Origin of the sequence: Bradyrhizobium sp. 956_D2_N1_4 (assembly GCF_052076025.1) — a bacterium.
GTDB lineage: Bacteria > Pseudomonadota > Alphaproteobacteria > Rhizobiales > Xanthobacteraceae > Bradyrhizobium > Bradyrhizobium barranii.
In genome coordinates this window covers 1,907,628-1,926,047 of sequence record NZ_CP197237.1, presented here as the reverse complement: position 1 = coordinate 1,926,047, position 18,420 = coordinate 1,907,628, and the positions used below count along the sequence as shown (strand labels likewise).

The 18,420-nt window shown below is 61.4% G+C and carries 20 protein-coding genes; 6 read left to right on the top strand and 14 right to left on the bottom strand.

Annotation, left to right across the window (positions count from 1 at the left end; translation table 11 throughout):
• Positions 1-79: 79 nt before the first annotated feature.
• Positions 80-448 carry a hypothetical protein gene (locus tag AB7535_RS08645; RefSeq protein WP_201266186.1) on the top strand — a complete coding sequence of 123 codons (369 nt, stop codon included), beginning with the start codon at positions 80-82 and terminating at the stop codon, positions 446-448.
• A 27-nt stretch (positions 449-475) separates the two neighbouring features.
• Positions 476-1,042 carry a hypothetical protein gene (locus AB7535_RS08640; RefSeq protein ID WP_085401701.1) on the top strand — a complete coding sequence of 189 codons (567 nt, stop codon included), beginning with the start codon at positions 476-478 and terminating at the stop codon, positions 1,040-1,042.
• A 415-nt stretch (positions 1,043-1,457) separates the two neighbouring features.
• Here AB7535_RS08640 and AB7535_RS08635 read toward each other — a convergent pair whose 3' ends face one another.
• A complete protein-coding gene (locus AB7535_RS08635; protein ID WP_245328455.1) occupies positions 1,458-1,871 on the bottom strand; it encodes a hypothetical protein in 414 nt (137 codons plus the stop codon).
• A 579-nt stretch (positions 1,872-2,450) separates the two neighbouring features.
• Between AB7535_RS08635 and AB7535_RS08630 the strand changes: the two genes are divergently transcribed.
• Entirely contained in the window at positions 2,451-3,593 is a 1,143-nt protein-coding gene (locus AB7535_RS08630) for a hypothetical protein (protein ID WP_144030759.1), read from the top strand.
• A gap of 116 nt (positions 3,594-3,709) precedes the next feature.
• Here the strand turns inward: AB7535_RS08630 and AB7535_RS08625 are convergent, their stop codons facing one another.
• The 8 genes from AB7535_RS08625 to AB7535_RS08590 form a co-directional block, all read right to left on the bottom strand.
• Positions 3,710-4,042, bottom strand: a complete 333-nt coding sequence (locus AB7535_RS08625) for a hypothetical protein (RefSeq protein ID WP_144030760.1) — start codon at positions 4,040-4,042, stop codon at positions 3,710-3,712.
• Between the two features lie 34 nt (positions 4,043-4,076).
• Positions 4,077-5,546, bottom strand: coding sequence for a DUF692 domain-containing protein (locus AB7535_RS08620; protein WP_085401704.1), 1,470 nt, complete (start codon positions 5,544-5,546; stop codon positions 4,077-4,079).
• Between the two features lie 17 nt (positions 5,547-5,563).
• Positions 5,564-5,761 (bottom strand): hypothetical protein, encoded by a 198-nt coding sequence (locus tag AB7535_RS08615; protein WP_135217343.1) that lies wholly within the window; start codon positions 5,759-5,761, stop codon positions 5,564-5,566.
• 655 nt (positions 5,762-6,416) lie between these two features.
• Positions 6,417-6,746: a GcrA family cell cycle regulator gene (locus tag AB7535_RS08610; RefSeq protein ID WP_085401706.1), complete on the bottom strand. Its 330-nt coding sequence runs from the start codon at positions 6,744-6,746 to the stop codon at positions 6,417-6,419.
• Between the two features lie 83 nt (positions 6,747-6,829).
• Complete coding sequence (locus AB7535_RS08605; protein ID WP_085401707.1) at positions 6,830-7,471, bottom strand: glutathione S-transferase family protein; 642 nt, start codon at positions 7,469-7,471, stop codon at positions 6,830-6,832.
• 151 nt (positions 7,472-7,622) lie between these two features.
• On the bottom strand, positions 7,623-7,802 hold the full coding sequence (locus AB7535_RS08600; protein WP_085401708.1) for a hypothetical protein: 180 nt from the start codon (positions 7,800-7,802) through the stop codon (positions 7,623-7,625).
• A gap of 147 nt (positions 7,803-7,949) precedes the next feature.
• On the bottom strand, positions 7,950-8,255 hold the full coding sequence (locus tag AB7535_RS08595) for a hypothetical protein (RefSeq protein ID WP_085401772.1): 306 nt from the start codon (positions 8,253-8,255) through the stop codon (positions 7,950-7,952).
• A 144-nt stretch (positions 8,256-8,399) separates the two neighbouring features.
• Positions 8,400-8,615 (bottom strand): dodecin family protein, encoded by a 216-nt coding sequence (locus AB7535_RS08590; RefSeq protein ID WP_063986511.1) that lies wholly within the window; start codon positions 8,613-8,615, stop codon positions 8,400-8,402.
• A gap of 271 nt (positions 8,616-8,886) precedes the next feature.
• Between AB7535_RS08590 and AB7535_RS08585 the strand changes: the two genes are divergently transcribed.
• Positions 8,887-9,279, top strand: a complete 393-nt coding sequence (locus tag AB7535_RS08585; protein ID WP_063984238.1) for a hypothetical protein — start codon at positions 8,887-8,889, stop codon at positions 9,277-9,279.
• An 886-nt stretch (positions 9,280-10,165) separates the two neighbouring features.
• On the opposite strand, the gene AB7535_RS08580 is transcribed toward AB7535_RS08585, so the two are convergent.
• Genes AB7535_RS08580 through AB7535_RS08560 form a run of 5 tightly spaced genes read right to left on the bottom strand, consistent with a single transcriptional unit; the run spans position 10,166 to position 14,434 of the window.
• Positions 10,166-10,873: a hypothetical protein gene (locus AB7535_RS08580; protein ID WP_439037270.1), complete on the bottom strand. Its 708-nt coding sequence runs from the start codon at positions 10,871-10,873 to the stop codon at positions 10,166-10,168.
• Complete coding sequence (locus tag AB7535_RS08575; RefSeq protein WP_085401710.1) at positions 10,870-11,307, bottom strand: acyl-CoA thioesterase; 438 nt, start codon at positions 11,305-11,307, stop codon at positions 10,870-10,872. Before AB7535_RS08575 ends, AB7535_RS08580 begins: the two co-directional genes overlap by 4 nt.
• Complete coding sequence (locus AB7535_RS08570) at positions 11,307-12,215, bottom strand: fumarylacetoacetate hydrolase family protein (RefSeq protein ID WP_085401711.1); 909 nt, start codon at positions 12,213-12,215, stop codon at positions 11,307-11,309. The genes AB7535_RS08575 and AB7535_RS08570 overlap by 1 nt, the downstream gene beginning before the upstream one ends.
• Positions 12,216-12,258: 43 nt before the next feature.
• The gene (locus AB7535_RS08565) at positions 12,259-13,365 is read right to left on the bottom strand and encodes a cupin domain-containing protein (protein WP_085401712.1); all 1,107 of its coding nucleotides are present in this window, start codon (positions 13,363-13,365) and stop codon (positions 12,259-12,261) included.
• Positions 13,366-13,417: 52 nt separating this feature from the next.
• Complete coding sequence (locus tag AB7535_RS08560) at positions 13,418-14,434, bottom strand: carbon-nitrogen hydrolase family protein (protein WP_354112471.1); 1,017 nt, start codon at positions 14,432-14,434, stop codon at positions 13,418-13,420.
• A gap of 127 nt (positions 14,435-14,561) precedes the next feature.
• Between AB7535_RS08560 and AB7535_RS08555 the strand changes: the two genes are divergently transcribed.
• A complete protein-coding gene (locus tag AB7535_RS08555) occupies positions 14,562-16,721 on the top strand; it encodes a thiamine pyrophosphate-dependent enzyme (protein WP_135215362.1) in 2,160 nt (719 codons plus the stop codon).
• Positions 16,718-18,283 carry an indolepyruvate oxidoreductase subunit beta family protein gene (locus AB7535_RS08550; RefSeq protein ID WP_085401715.1) on the top strand — a complete coding sequence of 522 codons (1,566 nt, stop codon included), beginning with the start codon at positions 16,718-16,720 and terminating at the stop codon, positions 18,281-18,283. The genes AB7535_RS08555 and AB7535_RS08550 overlap by 4 nt, the downstream gene beginning before the upstream one ends.
• The last annotated feature ends 137 nt before the right edge of the window (positions 18,284-18,420 follow it).

Below are 18,420 nucleotides of genomic sequence, written 5' to 3'. Positions count from 1 at the left end.
CATTACGGATATTGGTGGCTGTGGAAATCGACGTGACTCAATGCTCACCTCCTGAGTTGCAAGCGGAACGACGCAAAGCATGAAGAGCGGCACAGAGTCGCTGCACCCATGCGCCCCGTGCTTCATCCGAACAACAGGAGAATTGCATTTTTCGCAGCGCATTCGGTCAGGACAGCTGACGGTGCGCGCTGCGTATTCCGGGCATGACGCTGACGTTCGCCGCGTTCCATGCTATTATGCTAATATTCCAGGTCGTTCGGTCGAGCCTTGTATTGAGGTCAAAACCGATGATTGGAGCCACCATCCCCACATACTTCGTCAGTCCAAGGCGAAGCATCAAGAAAGCATGATCACGTTGACGCTCGGCGCCGGCGTGCAAACTCGATTTGACAGGAGAAAGCATACGCAGGTCGATTTCAACTCGCGGCAGTTCACGGCGGAGACCTGAACCGCCGCTTGATCTAAGGAGGCACTCATGAACTCCATCAACGTGCGCATAGTCCCCACAGTCACCGCAGCGATGAGACTCACCAAAGCAGCGGCTTTTGCTGCTGCGCTCGTGTCCTTTGCCCCCGCGGCTGTCGCGGGAGAGCCGATTGAAAAGAAGGGGACTACTCCTTATGTGACGCACTTTATTTTTCGGCCCTTGATGAGCATTGACACCGCCGAACTCGGCAAGGCCACTACGCTGGAGGCGGTCGGGACCACTCAAAACATGAAGGGAGAGAAGATGCTGGACAAGATGTCAGCACGCTGCGTGGCGCTGAACGTCGCGTCCGGAGACAAGAAATACATTGACGGCGCTTGCGTGCTCGCCGACAGCGACGGCGACAAGATTTTCTCGACCTTCGATACTCGAGACCTCGACAAGGCCCAGCCGAAGATGGATTGTGGAACGCATATCATCACCGGCGGCACCGGTAAGTATAAGGGCATCACCGGAAGCGAACCATTTGCGTGCATAGCTATGCCTGCGCTGGCTGGCTCTGGCGATTATTTTGCGATGGACATCCCGCACAACACGTCCTGGGAAATCAAATGATCCTGAACCCGATGTCGCCGTAAAGATGGTTGTTGAGGCGGCCATCAATCGCTGAACGAGAGCCCAGCCCACCACAGCTGGGCTCTTCTTCTGTTCGTAATTTGGGTCAGATGGTCCGCTTGTGGCCCCAAGCGGTCGACCCGGCATGTCCGCTAGATGTCCGCTAGATGTCCGCTCCTTGGGGGTGAAGCAGACTTGATATGCTCAGCCCGAGTTCTTCCGGGTGTGCCCCGAAGGCGAAGTCGCCGCTGTCCGTATGCATGTCCGTTAATGGGGGGCTGAGCCGACTCGTTCTGCTCGCGGCGAGTCTTTCCGTTGATGAGTCGGCCCATCGCCTAGGTTGCTGCATCCAATATGTCGCTGAGCGACGCGACCGATCATACGTCCGACGGCAGTGGATAGCATTGTTGCCTGATCAGTCATTCGCGCCGACGTCCGTAAAAAGGAACCCCGCCGGCGTCTTGGTAAAGACGAAGATGAGCTCGCCGCAGAAGACGAAGTAATTGTCATTGTTCTCTTGATCGCGATCGTAGACGGCCTTGCCGCGCTGGACACACGCGCGATTTTTCGGCGTGAACGAGGTCGGATAGGTCTTGGCGCGAAATTGCGCGGCGTCGCGAATTGCGCTGTCGTTCATGAACGGCAATCGTGTCATACCGGCGACGGCGGCGGAATCGTTTGTCCTCAGCGCCGCGCGAAACTTCTCGATGAAGCCATCGAATTCCTTCTGCAAGGCAGGAGAAGCGACGGCTTTCTTCGGCGCCTGGGCGACGGCTGGAGCAAGGTTCACGAGAGCGGTTACGAGCATAATTCTCAGCAAAAATCCCACGGGTCGGCTCCGTCCATCGTCCAATCAAGGTCTTCCGACCGATCCAAATCCGTGGTGTTCTGTTGCGTCAAGGACTTTCTGGCTCGCCGGCGCAGCGTTAACCCCGCCCAGGCATGGACCAATAGCATTTGCCGGAGCATGCGCTGGCATGTTTTGCCGCGCTCGCTTATGGCCCTCAGCCGAAGGTCAATTGAGCGCGTGTCATGTCGGCTGTCAGGGGCAAACCGGACGCCGATACAGCTTGGCGCCCACTGCTGCTTTTGACCCACAACGGACATTGGCGCCATGGTTTGTACTTGCGTCATTTTATGTCCTGGACGTTTTGATCCGGGCCCACTTGGGATATTCAGACGGCAAGAATCGCTTTCGCGTTATGTGAACTAGTTCACCAGCGTAGAGTTCGGCGCGTGGTAACGGTCTCTACAGCGGAGACTAGTCATGCCTGACAAGAAGCCCGCCCACCCTCGACGCGCACCGCGCCAGACGAATCGGGGATCCCGTTAAATTTCCAATACATTTCCGAAAGACGTGAGCGGACGGCATGTCGGCCTCCAAGGCCCCCCACCGATGGAGATGCAAATGGATGAAATCCTCGTCACCACCAAGCACGGGAGCGGCCGGCCGGCCGTAGTGGGGCTCGGGTCGGAGTTCGTCGTCGTATGGACCGAACCTGGCGACCAGAACCTGCGTGGAGCAAGGTTCGACCTCGCGGGCAACAAGCGGGCCGAATTTCAGGTTAACACGACGCCGGGAATCTTCGGCTTGATCACGGTCGAGCGGATACGGAGCGGCTTTGTCGTCGCATGGGTCGCGTTCCCACCTGCAAAGCTGGTGTTCCAGAGGTTTGGTCTCGACGGAAGAAAAGCCGGCCCTGAAAGTGTCGTCAGCAACAACCATGTTGCCGCCGATCTCACGCGGATGCGAGCGCCTGCGGTCGCGTCCACTCTGGATGGGAATTTCGTCATCAGTTGGGTGGCGGCACTGCCCGATCCTCAAGTGCGCGCGGCTATTTTCAACAGCGAGGACGGTGGAAGGGTCGGCCCCGAGATTGCCGTCAACAGTTCCTCGGGATCCCATTTCGCTCCCTCCGTCGTGGCGTTTGCCGGGGCCGGGCTAGACGACGTCACCTTCGCAATCGCGTGGAAGGGTGGCGAGAATGGAATCTTCCGCAGCCGCTTTCAGCTGTTCAACTTTGACGGAAAGAAGTCGGGGCCGGAGATCGCACCGAGGGGCCCTGGCGTCGGCGAAATCGCGCCAGCCACCTTCGGGGGGAACATCGAAGATCCGAGGGAGTTCATAAGCGTTCTAGGTGGTATCAACAGTATTGAGGGGCAAAAGCTCACGGCAGAGCTGTTCGTTCGGGACGGTACTTCCCTCGGTGTGACCGTTAGCGGTGACGACATGGTCAATTTCGAACCGCTCGTGAAGGCTTTGCCCCACGGCGGCTCTGTCGTGACGTGGACCCAAAAGCCGGTGGCTACGACGGGCAAGTTCGGCACCAGGGTGATGGCCGCCATCGTCGTGGTGGCGGGCGGTCCACCGGACTTCCTGGCCCTAAGTGGCGTCAGGCAGGTCGGCACCACCGATGTCGGCGGCCAGATGTCTGCCTCGCCGATGGTGGACAACTCCGGCGGCTCCCATATCGCCTTTACCTGGGTGGAGCAACCACACGGATCACCCGACTCGATCAAGGCAAAAGTCCTGTCGGAAACATTGAACTGAGCGGACGCCAGATTGAGCTGACCGCAATTCGACCGATGTCGACTATTGGCCCATCAGCGAAGTGGCGACACCTTTCATTGAGGTCCGCTTGGTGGGGTAGAGCGGACTGACTTTGCTCACTCTGAGTTCTTCGCATTTTGACCCATAGCCGTCATTTGCGTCCATCGATCGACAAGGCTCTTCCCAGGAACGTAGGATCGCGCCGGCCGCAGGCTGCTACCTTGACGCAAGATATCGCATTTCCAACGCCGCGAACGTTCCGTCACCGTAAACAGCTTTGCTACCAATGGCTGTTCAGCACCTGCTCGAATGGCGTGGCATCGCAGCATCGGCGCGGAGATCGGCACCATGGGCCAAATCGTGAAGCGAAGGCGTTCGGCGAAATGTCCCGCTGGTTTCAATTCGGCGTTGCGCAATAATTCCTGCATGGTCGCCCAGGCCTTGACCACCAGGTGGAGTTCATCAATCGCGACGACCTTCTCCTTAGTGAATCATTCGCACGACCGGCACCGGGTCCACCGCGATTTCGAGCACCGTGCCGGGACGGTCCGTCGAGGGCCCCGGCAATCTTCCCATTGCGATTTCGTCGAGCATCGCATCGATATCCTTCGAGAGTTCCACCTGCATCGACCCACCGTCCGCCGCAGCAGCAATCAGTGTCGATTCGAATTTCGAGAGGTCTTCAAGCCCCGGAATTGCGAGCGGGTTTTCTTCAAGGAACCGCCGGAAACTCAGAGCTTCATCGGTCGGGAAAGCCACCGGCGGGGTCGCTGCGACATATCGGTCCATAAGCCAACGAAGCTCCGACTCTCCCATCCCGAGCAGAAGTAATCGTGTCGTATTCTCCATCAGTTCTGCAACGGCGCCTCTGCGGAACGAAGCAACGAGTTGCAGGTAAAGCGAAAACGCCCGCTCATCCGATCTTCTCAGTTCCAGTTGTTCCGTACTCACAGGCAACGGGCCTCCCGATTGCAGCATCCGGTTCGCGAGCATCCGTTCCCAATCTTCCGGCGAGAGCGTGGCGGGCTCCGCAAGCGCCTGCCGAGCCGATACTTTCGTGTTTGACGTGCATCGGGCCGCACCTCGAGCCCTGTCCCAGAGAAGATGCACCTTTTCCATCTCCAGAAGCAGATTTCTCTCGCCGAATCGGTCAATCCGGTCGGGCGCGATTTCGAAGATGATCGCGCCGAGGTTAGGCAAGTCAGCAACAACGTCAGATGCAATATCGACTAACTCATCGTCGATTCCATTCGAATGCGCGTCCAGCCAGTGGCCGTGTGCAAACTCCAAGCCCGCGAGATGCACCTCCCACACGCGTTCAAAAGGCAAGCGCACCAGCACGTCGTGTATCTCAGCACGACCGTTCTTATGGTTCGCCCATAGGTTGGTCAGGTCGAGCAGGATCCCGCAGTCCGCAGCTTCGGCCACTGCCCTGAAGAACTCCCCGTCCGGCATCTCGCACGATCGCGGAGCGAAGTAATTGACGCCGGTCTCAAATGCAAACGGCTTTCCCAATGCGGCCGCGCGGCGCGTGATGTTCCTGGCGGCAAGGCTCACTCCCGCCTCAGTCTGCAGCGGAGGCATGAGGAAGCCGCAGGGCTGTTCTCCGCTTGGGCCACGCACATGAAAAATGCTGAGATGTTCGCTTGTCCACGGAGCATTCAGCGCTTCGGTCCAAGCGCGAAACTGCGGCACTTGGCGTGCTTGATCACAGATCGTTCCGCCGATCGGGCAACCGACTCCGTGCGTCAAAATGGTTTGCGGCAGCGCTTGAAGATGGCGCAGCTCTCCCGGGCTGCCTCGCGGCAGCGAGCCGGGCGCAGTACCTTTCGTCCACAGACTCTGTGGCTCGATCTCCGCTACCTTGATCAGATCGGCGTGTGACCGGAACAAGCCATCAAGCGAACGCAAATAGATCGCGCCTGGGCCGAGCCGGGGTGGTTCAAATGTCATGGGAGGGATCTATGGCCCTAGCCAACCTCAATAACTTTTTGGCTGCCCTTCTCCACAATCATGATGGTGTCAGCCGGATTTACGGCATTCTCAAAACTGATGTTGATACCCGAGTAGCACGTGGGATGCCCGGCCCTTCCCAGCACCGACGCCAAGACTTTCTGACTTTGTTCCAGGTTGAGGTGCTCGTGGACACGTACTGTAATTCTCTTCATGTGTTCCTCCATGAATGATCTAGTCGAGGCTAACGCTAACCAGCCAAGGTAGAGCTGCTAGTCCGGTTAACCATTAACGAGCGTACGCCATTTCCGACATTGGAATGTGAAGTAGCTCATAGGGCCTGAAATAAGTCGTTGATCCGGCCACGGGTGGATTCGACGTCCTTTCTCGCGTTCTCCCGATCTATGTCGGCTCTTGGCCGTGCGCCCCGAAGGCGCGAACATCAGTAGAGGAGGATTCTACCCGGAAAGTTGTCGATTGGTCCGGTAGCTGCGAGCAGCTTGGTCGGGTAACCGGCTGGGTTGGAGCCTCGCGACAAAGGTCCAATCTCGTCTCCTCCGCTCGCTCGACGCCGATCGAGCCCCGACGATGGGCGTATCGTCAATGCCCTGAGACGGCGAAAAGAGAGACCGGATATTCAACTTTTTTGCGGGAGCCGGAGTGGGAGGTCCGCTTCTGGCCCGTTTGAGACCTGGCGAGGGGTACTAAAGATGTCCGCTGACTGGGGCTGACCGGAAGTCGTCACGGGAGAACCAAACCGACGCGATTGACCCGAAGCAGACCAAGGCTTGGGGAATGGTCACGACAGCCGAACCGTTCGAGTTGGACCAGGACACGGACGCGGAGCGTAACGCCCGTCGTGGTTAGCGCTTAGCCAGTGTTCCTGACCGCCTCAGCTAGAATGGCGTACAGCTGCTGCTTGCTGAATTCCTTGGGCTGCTGCCTCTCTGCGGTGCTTCGCGACACCTTCTTCTCTACTCGACGTACCAGGGCGGCCGACGACGCCGGCCTTGGCTTCGGGGGCGGCCTTATCTTGGGTCTTGCTGTTGGCGGCTTGTGGCCACGCTTCAAGCCCGAACGGGTTAGCATCCCGCAGACCGCGTTACGGCTACACCCGAGACGGCGCGCAATCTGTGCCGCGCTCTGTCCTGCGGCCCAGAGCCTTTTGAGCAGCGCTACGTCTTTCGCATCCCAGCCCATGGAGAGATTATAGCGCGGACTGACCGACACTGGCTAGTCCAGGCCGCTCGCGGGAATCCCTTCTATGGATTCACGACCTGGCTCTACAACGCCGGTGATCTCTCCGCCCAAGCCTTGGTGGCTTGGCAGATTTCCATCGCCCGGGCGTAGGCGGGGCGTGTCGTCGTACGGGCGAGATAGGCACGCTCGACTGAACCCGGGGTATAGTTGCTGGTTCGCAGACCAAGCAGGAGTGCGTAGCTCACTGAAATGTCAGCAGCAGTGAACCGGTCACCGGCGAGAAATGGACGATTTGCGAGACGCTGGATGACCAATCCCAGCCGGCTATGAAAGGTCTCCAGTGCCCAGATTGTGACCCGGGCGTTTCGCTCTTCTGCGGGGGCGAATGCGCGACCGACGATGACGGCGTTCATTGGTCCAGCGAGCCCGGCCTCTCCCAAATGGAGGAATTGCAGATAGGCGGCGAAAGCCGGATCATCCGGGGCGACGGCGAGCGGGCTCGGGCCGTGGCGGGCGAGCAGGTATTCGAGGATCGCGATCGACTCGACCATGATCATCTCGCCGTCCAGCAGCGCCGGGATAAAGCCGGCGGGGTTGATCGCAAGAAAATCGGGATCATTCTCGATAGCGAACAGATCGACCGGGCGTAGCCGATAAGCCACCCCCAATTCCTCGAGCAGCCAAACGACACGGAACCCACGACCTTCGCCATAGACGGTGAGCATACTTGAGCGTCCTTACGTTGGCTTAAGTGCCTTAATTCGCAGGAGCGAGATTTCCACACCTGCTGCTATCGCTCTGACACGATATGCACAAGGTTCGTCGAATACTCGGCATCATGCAGCGCCGGTCCTCCTCGCTTTATGGGTTCACGGCCTAGTCTTCATCCGGCTCGCGGACGACTGCCGGCTCGTCGGCTTCATCCTCGTCGTCGTCGCCCTCTTCGTCCTCCTCGTCTTCATCAGGATCTCGGGGCGGCATCGCGGTGCCCATAGCTACGAGCGGCGTCCAGACGGTCGCTGTGATGAAAAATGCTTCGAAATCGTGTTGCCTCATGTTGTTACTCCTCGAAAACCATGTCGAATATTCCTGACCGACGACATCCGGATGTCCAGGACGCGATCGCCCCTGCGCGACGGCGATCAGATCCACAGCAGTGGCAGGGGCCGGCACCCCACGCAACTGGCGACGTTTACGAGTACTTCATGCCGAGGACGCATCAGGTTCTATATTTACCAGCACTTCGCCGGCAGTGATTTCGGGATCCCCAAGATCGAGGTCATGCAGACTTGCTTGAATAAACTCCATTATCCTGGCGTTCGCTGCATTGGCGCTTTCGCGGTCCTCGAATATCATCACGGCGACACCAACGCCGTCGCCCCCATCCAGCACGTAGTAAGATCTGAATCCGGGCGATTGCTTCAGGATCTGACCGACGCCGCTCTTGGCGCGACGAGCAGCGTCCGCGACCGAACGAACCTTGGTGTACTTGCGAATGACGATGTACATGAGGTCACCGCGCGTTACAGTTCCCGCCCCACGCATCAAAGCATACCGGGTCCCGGTTGGACCAGAGCGCTGCTTCCCGAACGGCCGCGCGCCTTTCTCCAGCGAGCCAACCTCGCCCCGCAAGCGGGGGCGAGGTGCCGAGGCTCAGGACCCCTCGAACTTGAACGAGACGTTGAGCTTGGCGCGATAGGACTCGACGTTTCCCTTCTCATCCAGTTGCATATCGAGCTTGACGACCTCTGCAATGCGAAGATCACGGAGAGTTTTTGCAGCTTGCCCGACCGCATTGGCGGCCGCCTTCTCCCATGAGTCACTGCTGGTACCGATCAGTTCAATGACCTTGTAGACGCTATCAGGCATATCGTCCTCCTGTTCGGTCTGAAGCAGGAAGCAGCTGCTCCCCGCCGTTGTGAAATCTAGCATCAGGATGTCGGCGCTGATACGACGCGATACGGTCTCGGACGCCGCCCGGGGGCCCGATAAGGACAAACCGCATTTGGCGGGGATGGCGGCTTTTGGCCCGAAGCAGGCCGTCGCCCGTAGCGGACCATCCCATCAGAGCCGTGATCACCCTCGCCGCGGTCATGGTAGGGTGGTCTTGTTCTTGCTGGCGAGCCAAAGGTGACAGCCGATGAAGTGTCTTCGGATATACGCAACGCCGGACGGTGAATCTCACTTCGGTGAGGTGGAAATCCCCATGACGGCAAAGCTGACCGTCGCTCCCGGTGCCAAGCCGTTTCAGGTGTCCCAGCGCTACCCCGCGTCAAGCATGGAGGTTACTCAAATTCCTGCCGGTATGCGACAGGTCGATTGGCACACCGTTCCCGCGCGGGTATTGACTGTGAGACTGACTGGCGCGGTCGAATACGAGACGAGCGACGGCGAGGTGCGGCACGTCTCTGCGGGCGAGTTCGTGTTGGTGGAGGACACACACGGAAAGGGCCATCTGTCTCGTCATTCCCCAGACGAGCAAACCGTTCTTTGGATCAGGCTACCCAACGGCCTCGATTTGCCGTCCCCATAGTTCGCAGGGATCGCCATCGCCCACGACGCCGAAAATCTGCAAATGGGCTCATCGCCGACAAGGCGGGCCGCGGCTGTTGTCAGCATCTGCCCCAAAGCGGACGTCAACCGTCGATGCCGGCAAACCCGCTCGGTGACCACGGTCGCTATGCCTCTGTTGGTGACGGCTGCAATCCTAAGAGCTCGCGTGGCGCTGAGCGGGAGGCGATGGCAAGACTCGGAATCGCGCCCCATCGTGTCGAATAGAGGCCGTGCCGAAACCGGCGTCGCTTGCGCCAAGATGCAGGATGGGTAGAGCTCTTGCGAAACCCATCGCCCCCGGCACGCCGATGCAGCGCCCGTGTCATTCTTTAGCTCGATGCCGTTGCGAGGATCAGGTTTGATGGGTTTCGCTTCGCTCTACCCATCCTACGAACTACGTCAGTGTCAGCACGCCTTAAAGGTGGGACGGCACCCCTGCCGCCATGAATAGCGGCCGTCACAACGGTTGCACTTCCATAGAAAGCCGTTGTTACACTTGATCCTGGTGATGCAGTAGTTCTTGTATGCTGCAGGCGATTGCGCTGAGGCAGAGGCGATGCTGAGCGCAAGTGCTCCGACACTCATGGTCGCAACCAGGGCGACGAGAGCAAATGGTTTCGCTATCGTAGTCATGGTCGGTCCCTCCCTGGAGGCATGACAATCCCCGCATCAGAGTCGCCCCACGTTGCGATGATAGCAGAATTCACACGAACAGGCGCTAAGATTGCTGGGTAATTTCGTCGCAACCTTGGGGTGTTTACAAAGGCTACCGGCATAGCGAGTCCGGCGCGATCTGACGGCCAAAGCGGACATCTGGCGATCCATCTCAATTCACGGCTCACGCCATCGTTTTCACGCTCTCGGCTCTAGCGCTTCGGCCGCACCACCCGCGTCAGCATCGGAAAATGCTTGTTGCCGCCTGCGAATGGCGGGAACTGGACGAAGTCTGCGCGCATGCGCTGGATCACGTCGGAGCCGAGCGCGTGCGCGAGGGCTTGCGGGCTGTCGAACACTAGCTTGTTGCGCTGCATGTGCTCGACGCGCTGCGACGGCAGCCGGTCGACCCAATCGATCCGGGTGTAGATCTCGATCTGGCGAACATCAGGGAAGGTTCGCATGATCGATGGATGATGCTCGAGATAGTGCAGGTTCCAGGCGTTCATGTCCTCCGCCGGGCCGGGATAGTGCACGAGGTAGCTGCACGGAGTGGTCGTGCCTGCCAGATGTTCGGCGACATCGACGGGAAACGCGCGCGTCAGCATGACCTGATGCGTGACGTCCAAGCCGGTGAGGCTCGCCAGTCCGGCCCCCGTCGCGAGACCGGCAAGGATGCCACCGCGGTCCATTGCCGCCTCGCAGGCGAGCAGGTCCGGAAACCGGAGTTGAAGCGCAAACACCGGGCCGGAGCCATCGGCCTTGTAGGGATGATCGATCGACTGTTCGAGCGGCGTGAACAGCAAGCCCTCGGTCATATCGGGGATCGATCCGACCAGCTCCGCTGCGGCGACGACCTCGTCGGGATGAATTCGCCGTTCGCCTGCCGGATCGGAGAATGTCATGAACAGCGAGATCATGCGGGCGTTGCCTCAGCGCCCTCGCCCGCGCTCACATGCGCCATCAGCACGGCGCGAATGTCATCCGGCCACGGGATCGCATGGTGATCCACCAGCGACGTCGCGGCCAGGATCTGGCGGGCGCGCCAGCGCATGCCGTTCGCGCCGGAGACGACATGCTCCAAATGGAGCGACGATCCGCCGACCCGGCTGATATGCAAGTTGAACGTCAGGCGATCGCCGAACATCGACGGCCGGGAAAAGTCGCAGGACAGATGCACCGTGGGTGTCCCGATCTTCCGGACCGTGATCAGCTCCGGCCATGGAAATCCAATTCTCGCCCAGAAGTCTTCGACGACCCCATTGAGGATGTTCAGGTAAGACGGGAAGTACGCGATCCCAGAAGGATCGCAGTCTCCGAATCTGAGCTCGCGATCGAACGAGAACGTCGTCATCAGATCGCGACGACCGGATGCCTGATGACACCGACCCCGTCGACCCCCGCTTCCACCACGTCACCCGGCCACAGCCATTCCTGGGGAGTCCTGCCGGCGCCGACGCCTTCCGGCGTTCCGGTCGCGATGATGTCGCCCGGCTCGAGTGTCATGCCCGACGAAATGTCGGAAATTAAAACCGGGATGTCGAAGATCATGTATTTGGTATTGGAGTCCTGCTTCATGACCCCGTTCTTCGTCAGCCACAGCCGGAGGTCATGCGGGTCGGGGATCTCGTCCGCGGTCACGATGCAGGGGCCGAACGGCGCATAGGTGTCCATGCCCTTGGAGAAGATCCACTGGCCGGCGCGGCGATTGTCGCGCGCGGAGATGTCGATCATGACCGAATAGCCGAAGACGTGGTCCATCGCCTTGTCGGTCGCGATGCGGGTTGCGGTCTTGCCGATGATGACGGCGAGCTCGACTTCCCAGTCGAGCTGCTGCGTCATCTTCGCATTGTGCTGGATAGCGCCGCCCGGGCCGATCACCGACGTCGGCGGCTTGGAGAAGACGACCGGCTGCTTCGGCAGGTCCTTGTCGGTATCCAGGCTCTTGGCGGACTCCGCCACATGCGCACGGTAGTTCAGCCCGATGCCGAAAATGTTCTTGCGGGGCCGCGGGATGGGCGCCTGTAGCTTCACGTCCTCGAGCGGAACGGCGGAGCCGGCCGGCAAGCGTCCATCGGCATCGTCCAGACGCTCCTTCAGCGCCGGCAGCAGCGTCACGCTGTTGTCGATGAACGACAGCATGTCGCTCGGCCATCCAAAGCCATGCGACGCACCGAGGTGCTCGACGTCCACGACCAATCCGTCAACGAGGACCCCGAGGCGGGCACCGCTGGAGCCCAAGGTGTAGGTAACAAGGCGCATGAAGCTTTATCCGGCTCTTTCGGTTGAATTCTGTGCGGGGACGTCAGGCGGCGACCGGCTGGTGGCCGGCATTGTCGCCATAGGCCTCTTCCCGATAGAAGCCGAGGCTCTCGATGACGGGCAGATCGTTGAAGCAGAACAGGCAGGCGTCCTCGCTGCCCGAGGCATTGCCGTGCTCATGCCAGGCCCAGGAGGGAACGCAGAAGATGTCGCGCTCCTGCCACTCGAAGCGCTTGCCGGCGATGATCGAATAGCCGCGCCCCTTGGCGACCTGGTAAATGAAGCTGCCGGTGTGCCGGTGCGACTTCGTCTTCTCGCCCGGCCGCAGCAACTGCATGCTCGCGCCGATCGTCTGCATCACGTGCCCGCCGGTGATCGGATTGACGTAGTTCATGAGAATGCCGTCATAGGGCGAACCGTCGGTCGCGGCGGCATATTTGCGCAAGGACTCGTAGGTCGGCTCCCACTCGTACTTGAACATGGGGGAATAGTCCTTCGACCATTTCGAATCCGCCGGCCGAAGCCCGGGATTGCCCCAGGTCTTGGTCATGTCGTCCACGGGATAGCCGGACTCTTCCTGCTGCACCTTGGGATGGACCGCGAAAAAATTCGCCTCCAGCGCGTTGACCAGCGGGATGTCCAGGCCGTCCTGCCAGATGCACACCGAGCCGTTGGCTTCGACGCCATGCTCGTGCCAGGTGCCGTTCGGCGTGAGCACGAAATCCCGCGCCCCCAGCGTCATCTTGTGCCCGTCGACGATGGTGTAGGCGCCCGACCCCTCCATGATGAAGCGCAGGGCTGAAGCCGAGTGCGCGTGCGCTGTTGCGACCTCGCCGGGATGCATCACCTGCAATCCCGAATAGAGCCAACCGACCGCGGCCGACACGTCGCGGCGGCCTGGATTGTTGAGATAGATCACCCGCCGCCCCGCCTTCTCCGGCGAGACGAGTTCGACCGAGCGCAGCACGTGCTCGCGCAGATCGTCGTAGCGCCAGAGCACGGGAACCGACGCCGATTGCGGCGCCCATGGCTCGATCTTGTTGGCGACCGTCCACAGCGCGCCGGCTTCGTACTTTTCGAGGTCCTTGTAATAGGCCTTGAGCTCGGGGGTATCTTCGACATTGGCCCGGCCGACGACGTTCTCGCGCATCCTATCCTCCAAGTCCTGTCTCGTGGCGCCGCTTTATCGACGCGCCCAACCACTATTCCAATCTCAGCGGGATCGGCGTGAAGCCCTGCCCCGCGTCATCGCCCTCACTGTCTGCGAGGCCGAGCGGTGCCAGCGGACGTCGGTTGACGCGCAAATCGAAAATATCGAACCGGTTGTAGTGCCCGACGATGTCATGCATCTGCTTCGGCTGGATGCAGCGGTCGAGATCGATGTCGGCGTAGACGATGCCTTCATCGTCGATCAGGGGATCGCCGACCACGCGGCCGTCAGGTCCGATGATTCCGGAGAACGCGCTCGACTTCCGCTGCAGGCGCGCACGCGCGTCGGGGACGACCGTTTCCATCGCCGTGATGATCTCCTCCGACACGGTCGAGCAGGAGACGACCGTAAAAATCTTGCCTTCAAAGGAATGGGCGATCGCACGCAACTTGATCGCCTCCGCCATGTCGTAGTCGGGCGGCGCGACCGGAAGCGAGATGTAGCTGGCGACATGCACGAGCTCACCCTGACCCAACAGCGCAAAGCGCGCGAGCGTGTTGGTGTTCTCGCCGCAGGCGAGGCCGCCGAGACGCCCGATCTCGGTATCATAGACGCGCAGGCTCGATCCGTCACCGCCGGTCCAGGTCAGCTTCTCCGCCCAGGTCGGCACCAGCTTGCGGTGCTTGCCAAGCACCGCGCCGTCCGGCCCGATGAAAACCAAGGTATTGTAGATCGCACCCAGCGACACAGGGCTGCGCTCGTTCACGCCGAGCACGACGTAACAGCCGGTATCGCGCGCGGCTTTCCTGACGACATCGACCTCCGGACCCGGCACCAGCACCGATGCCTTGGCGAGCTTCTCGAACCATGCGCTGCCCGTGACGGGGTCGGTGATCCAGTTCCAGTAGGGATAGCCGGGAACGAACACTTCGGGGAACGCGACGAGCTTCGCGCCATTGGCTGCGGCTTCACGGACCAGTGAAGCTGCCTTGTCGGCTGTCGCGCCCGGGTTGAGATAGACAGGTGAAGCCTGGACGGCGGCGGCTCTAAAGCGAGGCAGCTTCAGCATTGGCCCTACCCTGTCGCTGGCTCATGATCGCCTTGCAGGAGCAGAGGTCCGCAAGCGTGATAGCATGGCGCGGCGTTGACTTACTTCACATGTAAACGTATGCTATCGCATATTTCTGGAGGGTGCAATGGCTGAACGGTCTTTTGCTCGCGAAGTCGAGGATCTCCGGCTCGGCGATGGCGATACGTTCCGCGGCGAAGGCATCCTCGCCATCACCAAGGCGCTGCTGCAATCGGGCGTCGCCTATGTCGGCGGCTACCAGGGCTCGCCGATCTCGCACCTGATGGACGTGCTCGCCGACGCCAAGGACGTGCTCGACGATCTCGGCGTCGTGTTCCAGAGCTCAGCCAACGAAGCGGCCGCGGCGGCGATGCTGTCGGCCTCGGTGATGTATCCCCTGCGCGGCGCGGTGGCGTGGAAGTCGACGGTCGGCACCAATGTCGCCTCCGACGCGCTCGCCAATCTCGCCTCGGGCGGCGTCACCGGCGGCACCATGATCATCGTCGGCGAGGACTATGGCGAAGGCTCCTCCATCATGCAGGAGCGGACCCACGCCTTCGCGATGAAATCGCAGATGTGGCTGCTCGATCCCCGCCCCGATCATGAATGCATCGTCAATCTGATCGAGAAGGGTTTTGAGCTCTCCGAATTCTCGAACACGCCCGTGATGCTCGAGGTTCGTGTCCGCGCCTGTCACATGCACGGCAGCTTCGCCTGCAAGGACAACGTCAAGCCCGCGCATACCATCAAGGATGCGCTCAACAACCCCAGGCGCGACGTCAACCGCATCGTGCTGCCGCCGGCGGCCTATGAGCACGAGCAGGAGAAGATCAAGACGCGGATGCCCGCGGCGATCGGCTTCATCCGGGACAACAAGCTGAATGAATGGATGGGGCCGAAGCAGGGCAAGGTCGGCATCATCATGCAGGGCGGCATGTACAACAACGTGATCCGCGCGCTGCAATATCTCGGGCTGTCGGATGCCTACGGCAACACGCAGGTTCCGCTCTACGTCATGAACGTCACCTACCCCGTGATCGACACCGAGGTCGCTGAGTTCTGCGTCGACAAGGACGCCGTCCTGATCGTCGAGGAGGGCCAGCCGGAATATCTGGAGCAGGCGATCAACACCGTGCTGCGCCGCAGGGACATCCAGGCGCGCATCCATGGCAAGGACGTGCTGCCGATGGGCGGCGACTACACCGCGCAGGTTCTGCTCGGCGGCGTCAGGGACTTCCTGGAGAAGACCGAGCCGCGGCTGCTCGGCAACCGGCCGCCGGCGCCGGACGCCGTTCCCGTGCTCAATCACCCCGCGGTCGAGAAGCTGAAGCAGGTTGTGCCGGCGCGCCCTCCCGGGCTCTGCACCGGCTGCCCGGAGCGGCCGATCTTCGCCGCCATGAAGCTCGTCGAGGAAGAGCTCGGCCAGCATCATGTCTCGGCCGACATCGGCTGCCATCTGTTCTCGATCCTGCCGCCCTTCAATATCGGCGCGACCACCATGGGCTTCGGCCTTGGCCCGGCCTCGACCTCGGCCTTCAACGTCAAGGCCGACAAGCGCTCGATCGCGGTGATGGGCGACGGCGGCTTCTGGCACAACGGACTGACCAGCGGCATCGGCAATGCCGTGTTCAACAAGCACGACGGCGTGTTTGTCATCGTCGACAATTTCTACACCTCGGCGACCGGCGGTCAGGACATCCTGTCGTCGCGCGCGACCAACAAGCGGCGCGACACCAACAATTCGATCGTCAAGGCCGTGAAGGGCATCGGCGGCCAGTGGGTGCGCCAGCTCGACCGCACCTATGACGTCGGCAAGATGCGCGACACGCTGAAGGAAGCGCTGACGACCAAGGAGGAAGGCCCCAAGGTCATCGTCGCGTCCTCCGAATGCATGCTGAACAAGCAGCGCCGCGTGAAGCCGCAGATCAACAAGGCCATCAAGGACGGGTTACGCACCGTCAAGGAGCGCTTCGGTGTCGACGAGGACGTCTGCACGGGCGACCACGCCTGCATCCGGCTCTCGGGTTGCCCGTCGCTGTCGGTGAAGCAGCTGGACGACCCCTTGCGCGACGATCCCGTTGCGGCGATCGACAATTCCTGCGTCGGCTGCGGCAATTGCGGCGAGGTCTCCGAGGCCGCCGTGCTCTGCCCCTCGTTCTATCGCGCGGACGTCATTCACAATCCGACCGGCTGGGACAGGTTCAAATCCAAGGTCGCGATGGCCGTGATCAGCTGGTTGCAACGGCGGCGTGATCGCCGGCGTCCGGCGCTCGAGGCGTTGGCATGAGAGACGAGACGGTCCGGCTGGCCCTCCCCGCCGCCGGCGAGGCGACCGAGCGGCCGATCTCCATCGCGATCGTCGCGATGGGTGGCCAGGGTGGCGGCGTGTTGACCGACTGGATCGTTCAGTTGGCCGAGAACCATGGCTGGGTCGCGCAATCGACCTCGGTACCCGGCGTCGCCCAGCGCACCGGCGCCACGATCTATTATATCGAGGCGATGCCGCCGCTCGACGGCCGCAAGCCGATCCTGTCGTTGATGCCGACGCCCGGCGACGTCGACGTGGTGATGGCGGCGGAGTTCATGGAGGCCGGCCGGTCGATCCTGCGCGGCCTCGTGACGCCGGATCGCACCACGTTGATCGCATCCAACCACCGGTCGTTTGCAATCGGCGAGAAGATCGCACCGGGCAACGGCATCGCCGACGGCGGCGCCGTCACCGGCGCCATCGGGGTTGCTGCCAAGACCGAGATCATCTTCGATCTGAACGCGCTGGCGATCGCGCATGGCAGCGTCATCTCGGCCGCGATGTTCGGTGCGCTCGCGGCGGCCGCTGTGCTGCCGTTCAGCCGTGACAGCTATCTCGACGTCATCCGTGCCGGCGGCAGAGGTGCGAAGGCCAGCGTCGAGACGTTTGAGGCCGCCTTTGACCGGGTCAAGACCGGCGCACCCGAGGTCGCGGCATCAGCGCCATCAAAGCAGGCCGATCACGTCCCCTCTCCCGCAACGCCCGATCCAGATCTTGCCGGGCTCATCGCAAGACTGAAGCAGGAGCTGCCCGAGCCCCCGCTCGCCATGGCTCGCGCCGGCCTGAAAAAGGTGGTCGACTTCCAGGACGTCGCCTATGGCGCCGAGTATCTCGACATTCTCAGGACGTTGCACACGGCCGACCGAAACGCTGGCGGTGGTGCGCGCGCCTATGCCTTCACTGAGGCCGCGGCAAAGTATCTCGCCAACGCCATGACCTATGACGACGTCATCCGCGTGGCCGACCTGAAGACGCGCGCCGGTCGCCGCGCGCGCATCGAGAGCGAGCTCGAGATGTCCGAGGGACAGGTGCTCCAGACCACCGAGTTCATGCATCCGCGCATGGAGGAGGTCATGGGCGTGCTGCCCGCGGGCTTCAGCCGCTGGCTCGGCGCGCGGCCGCGCCTGCTCGGCTGGCTCGATCGCCGCGTCAACCGGGGGCGCCGGGTGCGGACCTACTCGCTACCCTGGTTCCTGACCCTCTACGTCGTGGCCGGACTACGCGGCCTGCGACGCCGCTCGCTGCGTCACGCGGTCGAGACCGCGCATCGGGACGGATGGCTCAAGGCCGCAACCGATGCGGTCGCCGCCAACTACCAGCTCGGTGTCGAGATCCTGCAATGCCGACGCCTCGTGAAAGGCTATTCCGATACCCACAGCCGCGGGCTGTCGAAATTCGACAAGACGCTGGCGGCGATCAAGCTGGTCGAACGACGCGAGGATGCGGCCGATTGGGCGCGCCGCCTGCGCGAGGCCGCGCTGAAGGACAGCGCCGGCAAGGAGCTCGACGGCGTGATCCAGACCATCAAGACTTTTGCATGATTCCATCGGAGGGGAACGCGGGAGTGGATTGCCGTTCGCCCCCCAAGACGTCAGGATCAGGCGACTTGACTACGATTCTCAAATTGTTAATCGGAGCGAAAGACCCGCGATAATCCCTCCAATCGACGAGACATCTT

What these genes read in the sequence shown, in the direction of transcription:
- AB7535_RS08645 (WP_201266186.1), top strand. Translation starts at nt 80, where the DNA reads ATGAAGAGCGGCACAGAGTCGCTGCACCCATGCGCCCCGTGCTTCATC.
- AB7535_RS08640 (WP_085401701.1), top strand. Translation starts at nt 476, where the DNA reads ATGAACTCCATCAACGTGCGCATAGTCCCCACAGTCACCGCAGCGATG.
- AB7535_RS08630 (WP_144030759.1), top strand. Translation starts at nt 2,451, where the DNA reads ATGGATGAAATCCTCGTCACCACCAAGCACGGGAGCGGCCGGCCGGCC.
- AB7535_RS08620 (WP_085401704.1), bottom strand. Translation starts at nt 5,546, where the DNA reads ATGACATTTGAACCACCCCGGCTCGGCCCAGGCGCGATCTATTTGCGT.
- AB7535_RS08615 (WP_135217343.1), bottom strand. Translation starts at nt 5,761, where the DNA reads ATGAAGAGAATTACAGTACGTGTCCACGAGCACCTCAACCTGGAACAA.
- AB7535_RS08610 (WP_085401706.1), bottom strand. Translation starts at nt 6,746, where the DNA reads ATGGGCTGGGATGCGAAAGACGTAGCGCTGCTCAAAAGGCTCTGGGCC.
- AB7535_RS08605 (WP_085401707.1), bottom strand. Translation starts at nt 7,471, where the DNA reads ATGCTCACCGTCTATGGCGAAGGTCGTGGGTTCCGTGTCGTTTGGCTG.
- AB7535_RS08600 (WP_085401708.1), bottom strand. Translation starts at nt 7,802, where the DNA reads ATGAGGCAACACGATTTCGAAGCATTTTTCATCACAGCGACCGTCTGG.
- AB7535_RS08595 (WP_085401772.1), bottom strand. Translation starts at nt 8,255, where the DNA reads ATGTACATCGTCATTCGCAAGTACACCAAGGTTCGTTCGGTCGCGGAC.
- AB7535_RS08590 (WP_063986511.1), bottom strand. Translation starts at nt 8,615, where the DNA reads ATGCCTGATAGCGTCTACAAGGTCATTGAACTGATCGGTACCAGCAGT.
- AB7535_RS08585 (WP_063984238.1), top strand. Translation starts at nt 8,887, where the DNA reads ATGAAGTGTCTTCGGATATACGCAACGCCGGACGGTGAATCTCACTTC.
- AB7535_RS08580 (WP_439037270.1), bottom strand. Translation starts at nt 10,873, where the DNA reads ATGATCTCGCTGTTCATGACATTCTCCGATCCGGCAGGCGAACGGCGA.
- AB7535_RS08575 (WP_085401710.1), bottom strand. Translation starts at nt 11,307, where the DNA reads ATGACGACGTTCTCGTTCGATCGCGAGCTCAGATTCGGAGACTGCGAT.
- AB7535_RS08570 (WP_085401711.1), bottom strand. Translation starts at nt 12,215, where the DNA reads ATGCGCCTTGTTACCTACACCTTGGGCTCCAGCGGTGCCCGCCTCGGG.
- AB7535_RS08565 (WP_085401712.1), bottom strand. Translation starts at nt 13,365, where the DNA reads ATGCGCGAGAACGTCGTCGGCCGGGCCAATGTCGAAGATACCCCCGAG.
- AB7535_RS08560 (WP_354112471.1), bottom strand. Translation starts at nt 14,434, where the DNA reads ATGCTGAAGCTGCCTCGCTTTAGAGCCGCCGCCGTCCAGGCTTCACCT.
- AB7535_RS08555 (WP_135215362.1), top strand. Translation starts at nt 14,562, where the DNA reads ATGGCTGAACGGTCTTTTGCTCGCGAAGTCGAGGATCTCCGGCTCGGC.
- AB7535_RS08550 (WP_085401715.1), top strand. Translation starts at nt 16,718, where the DNA reads ATGAGAGACGAGACGGTCCGGCTGGCCCTCCCCGCCGCCGGCGAGGCG.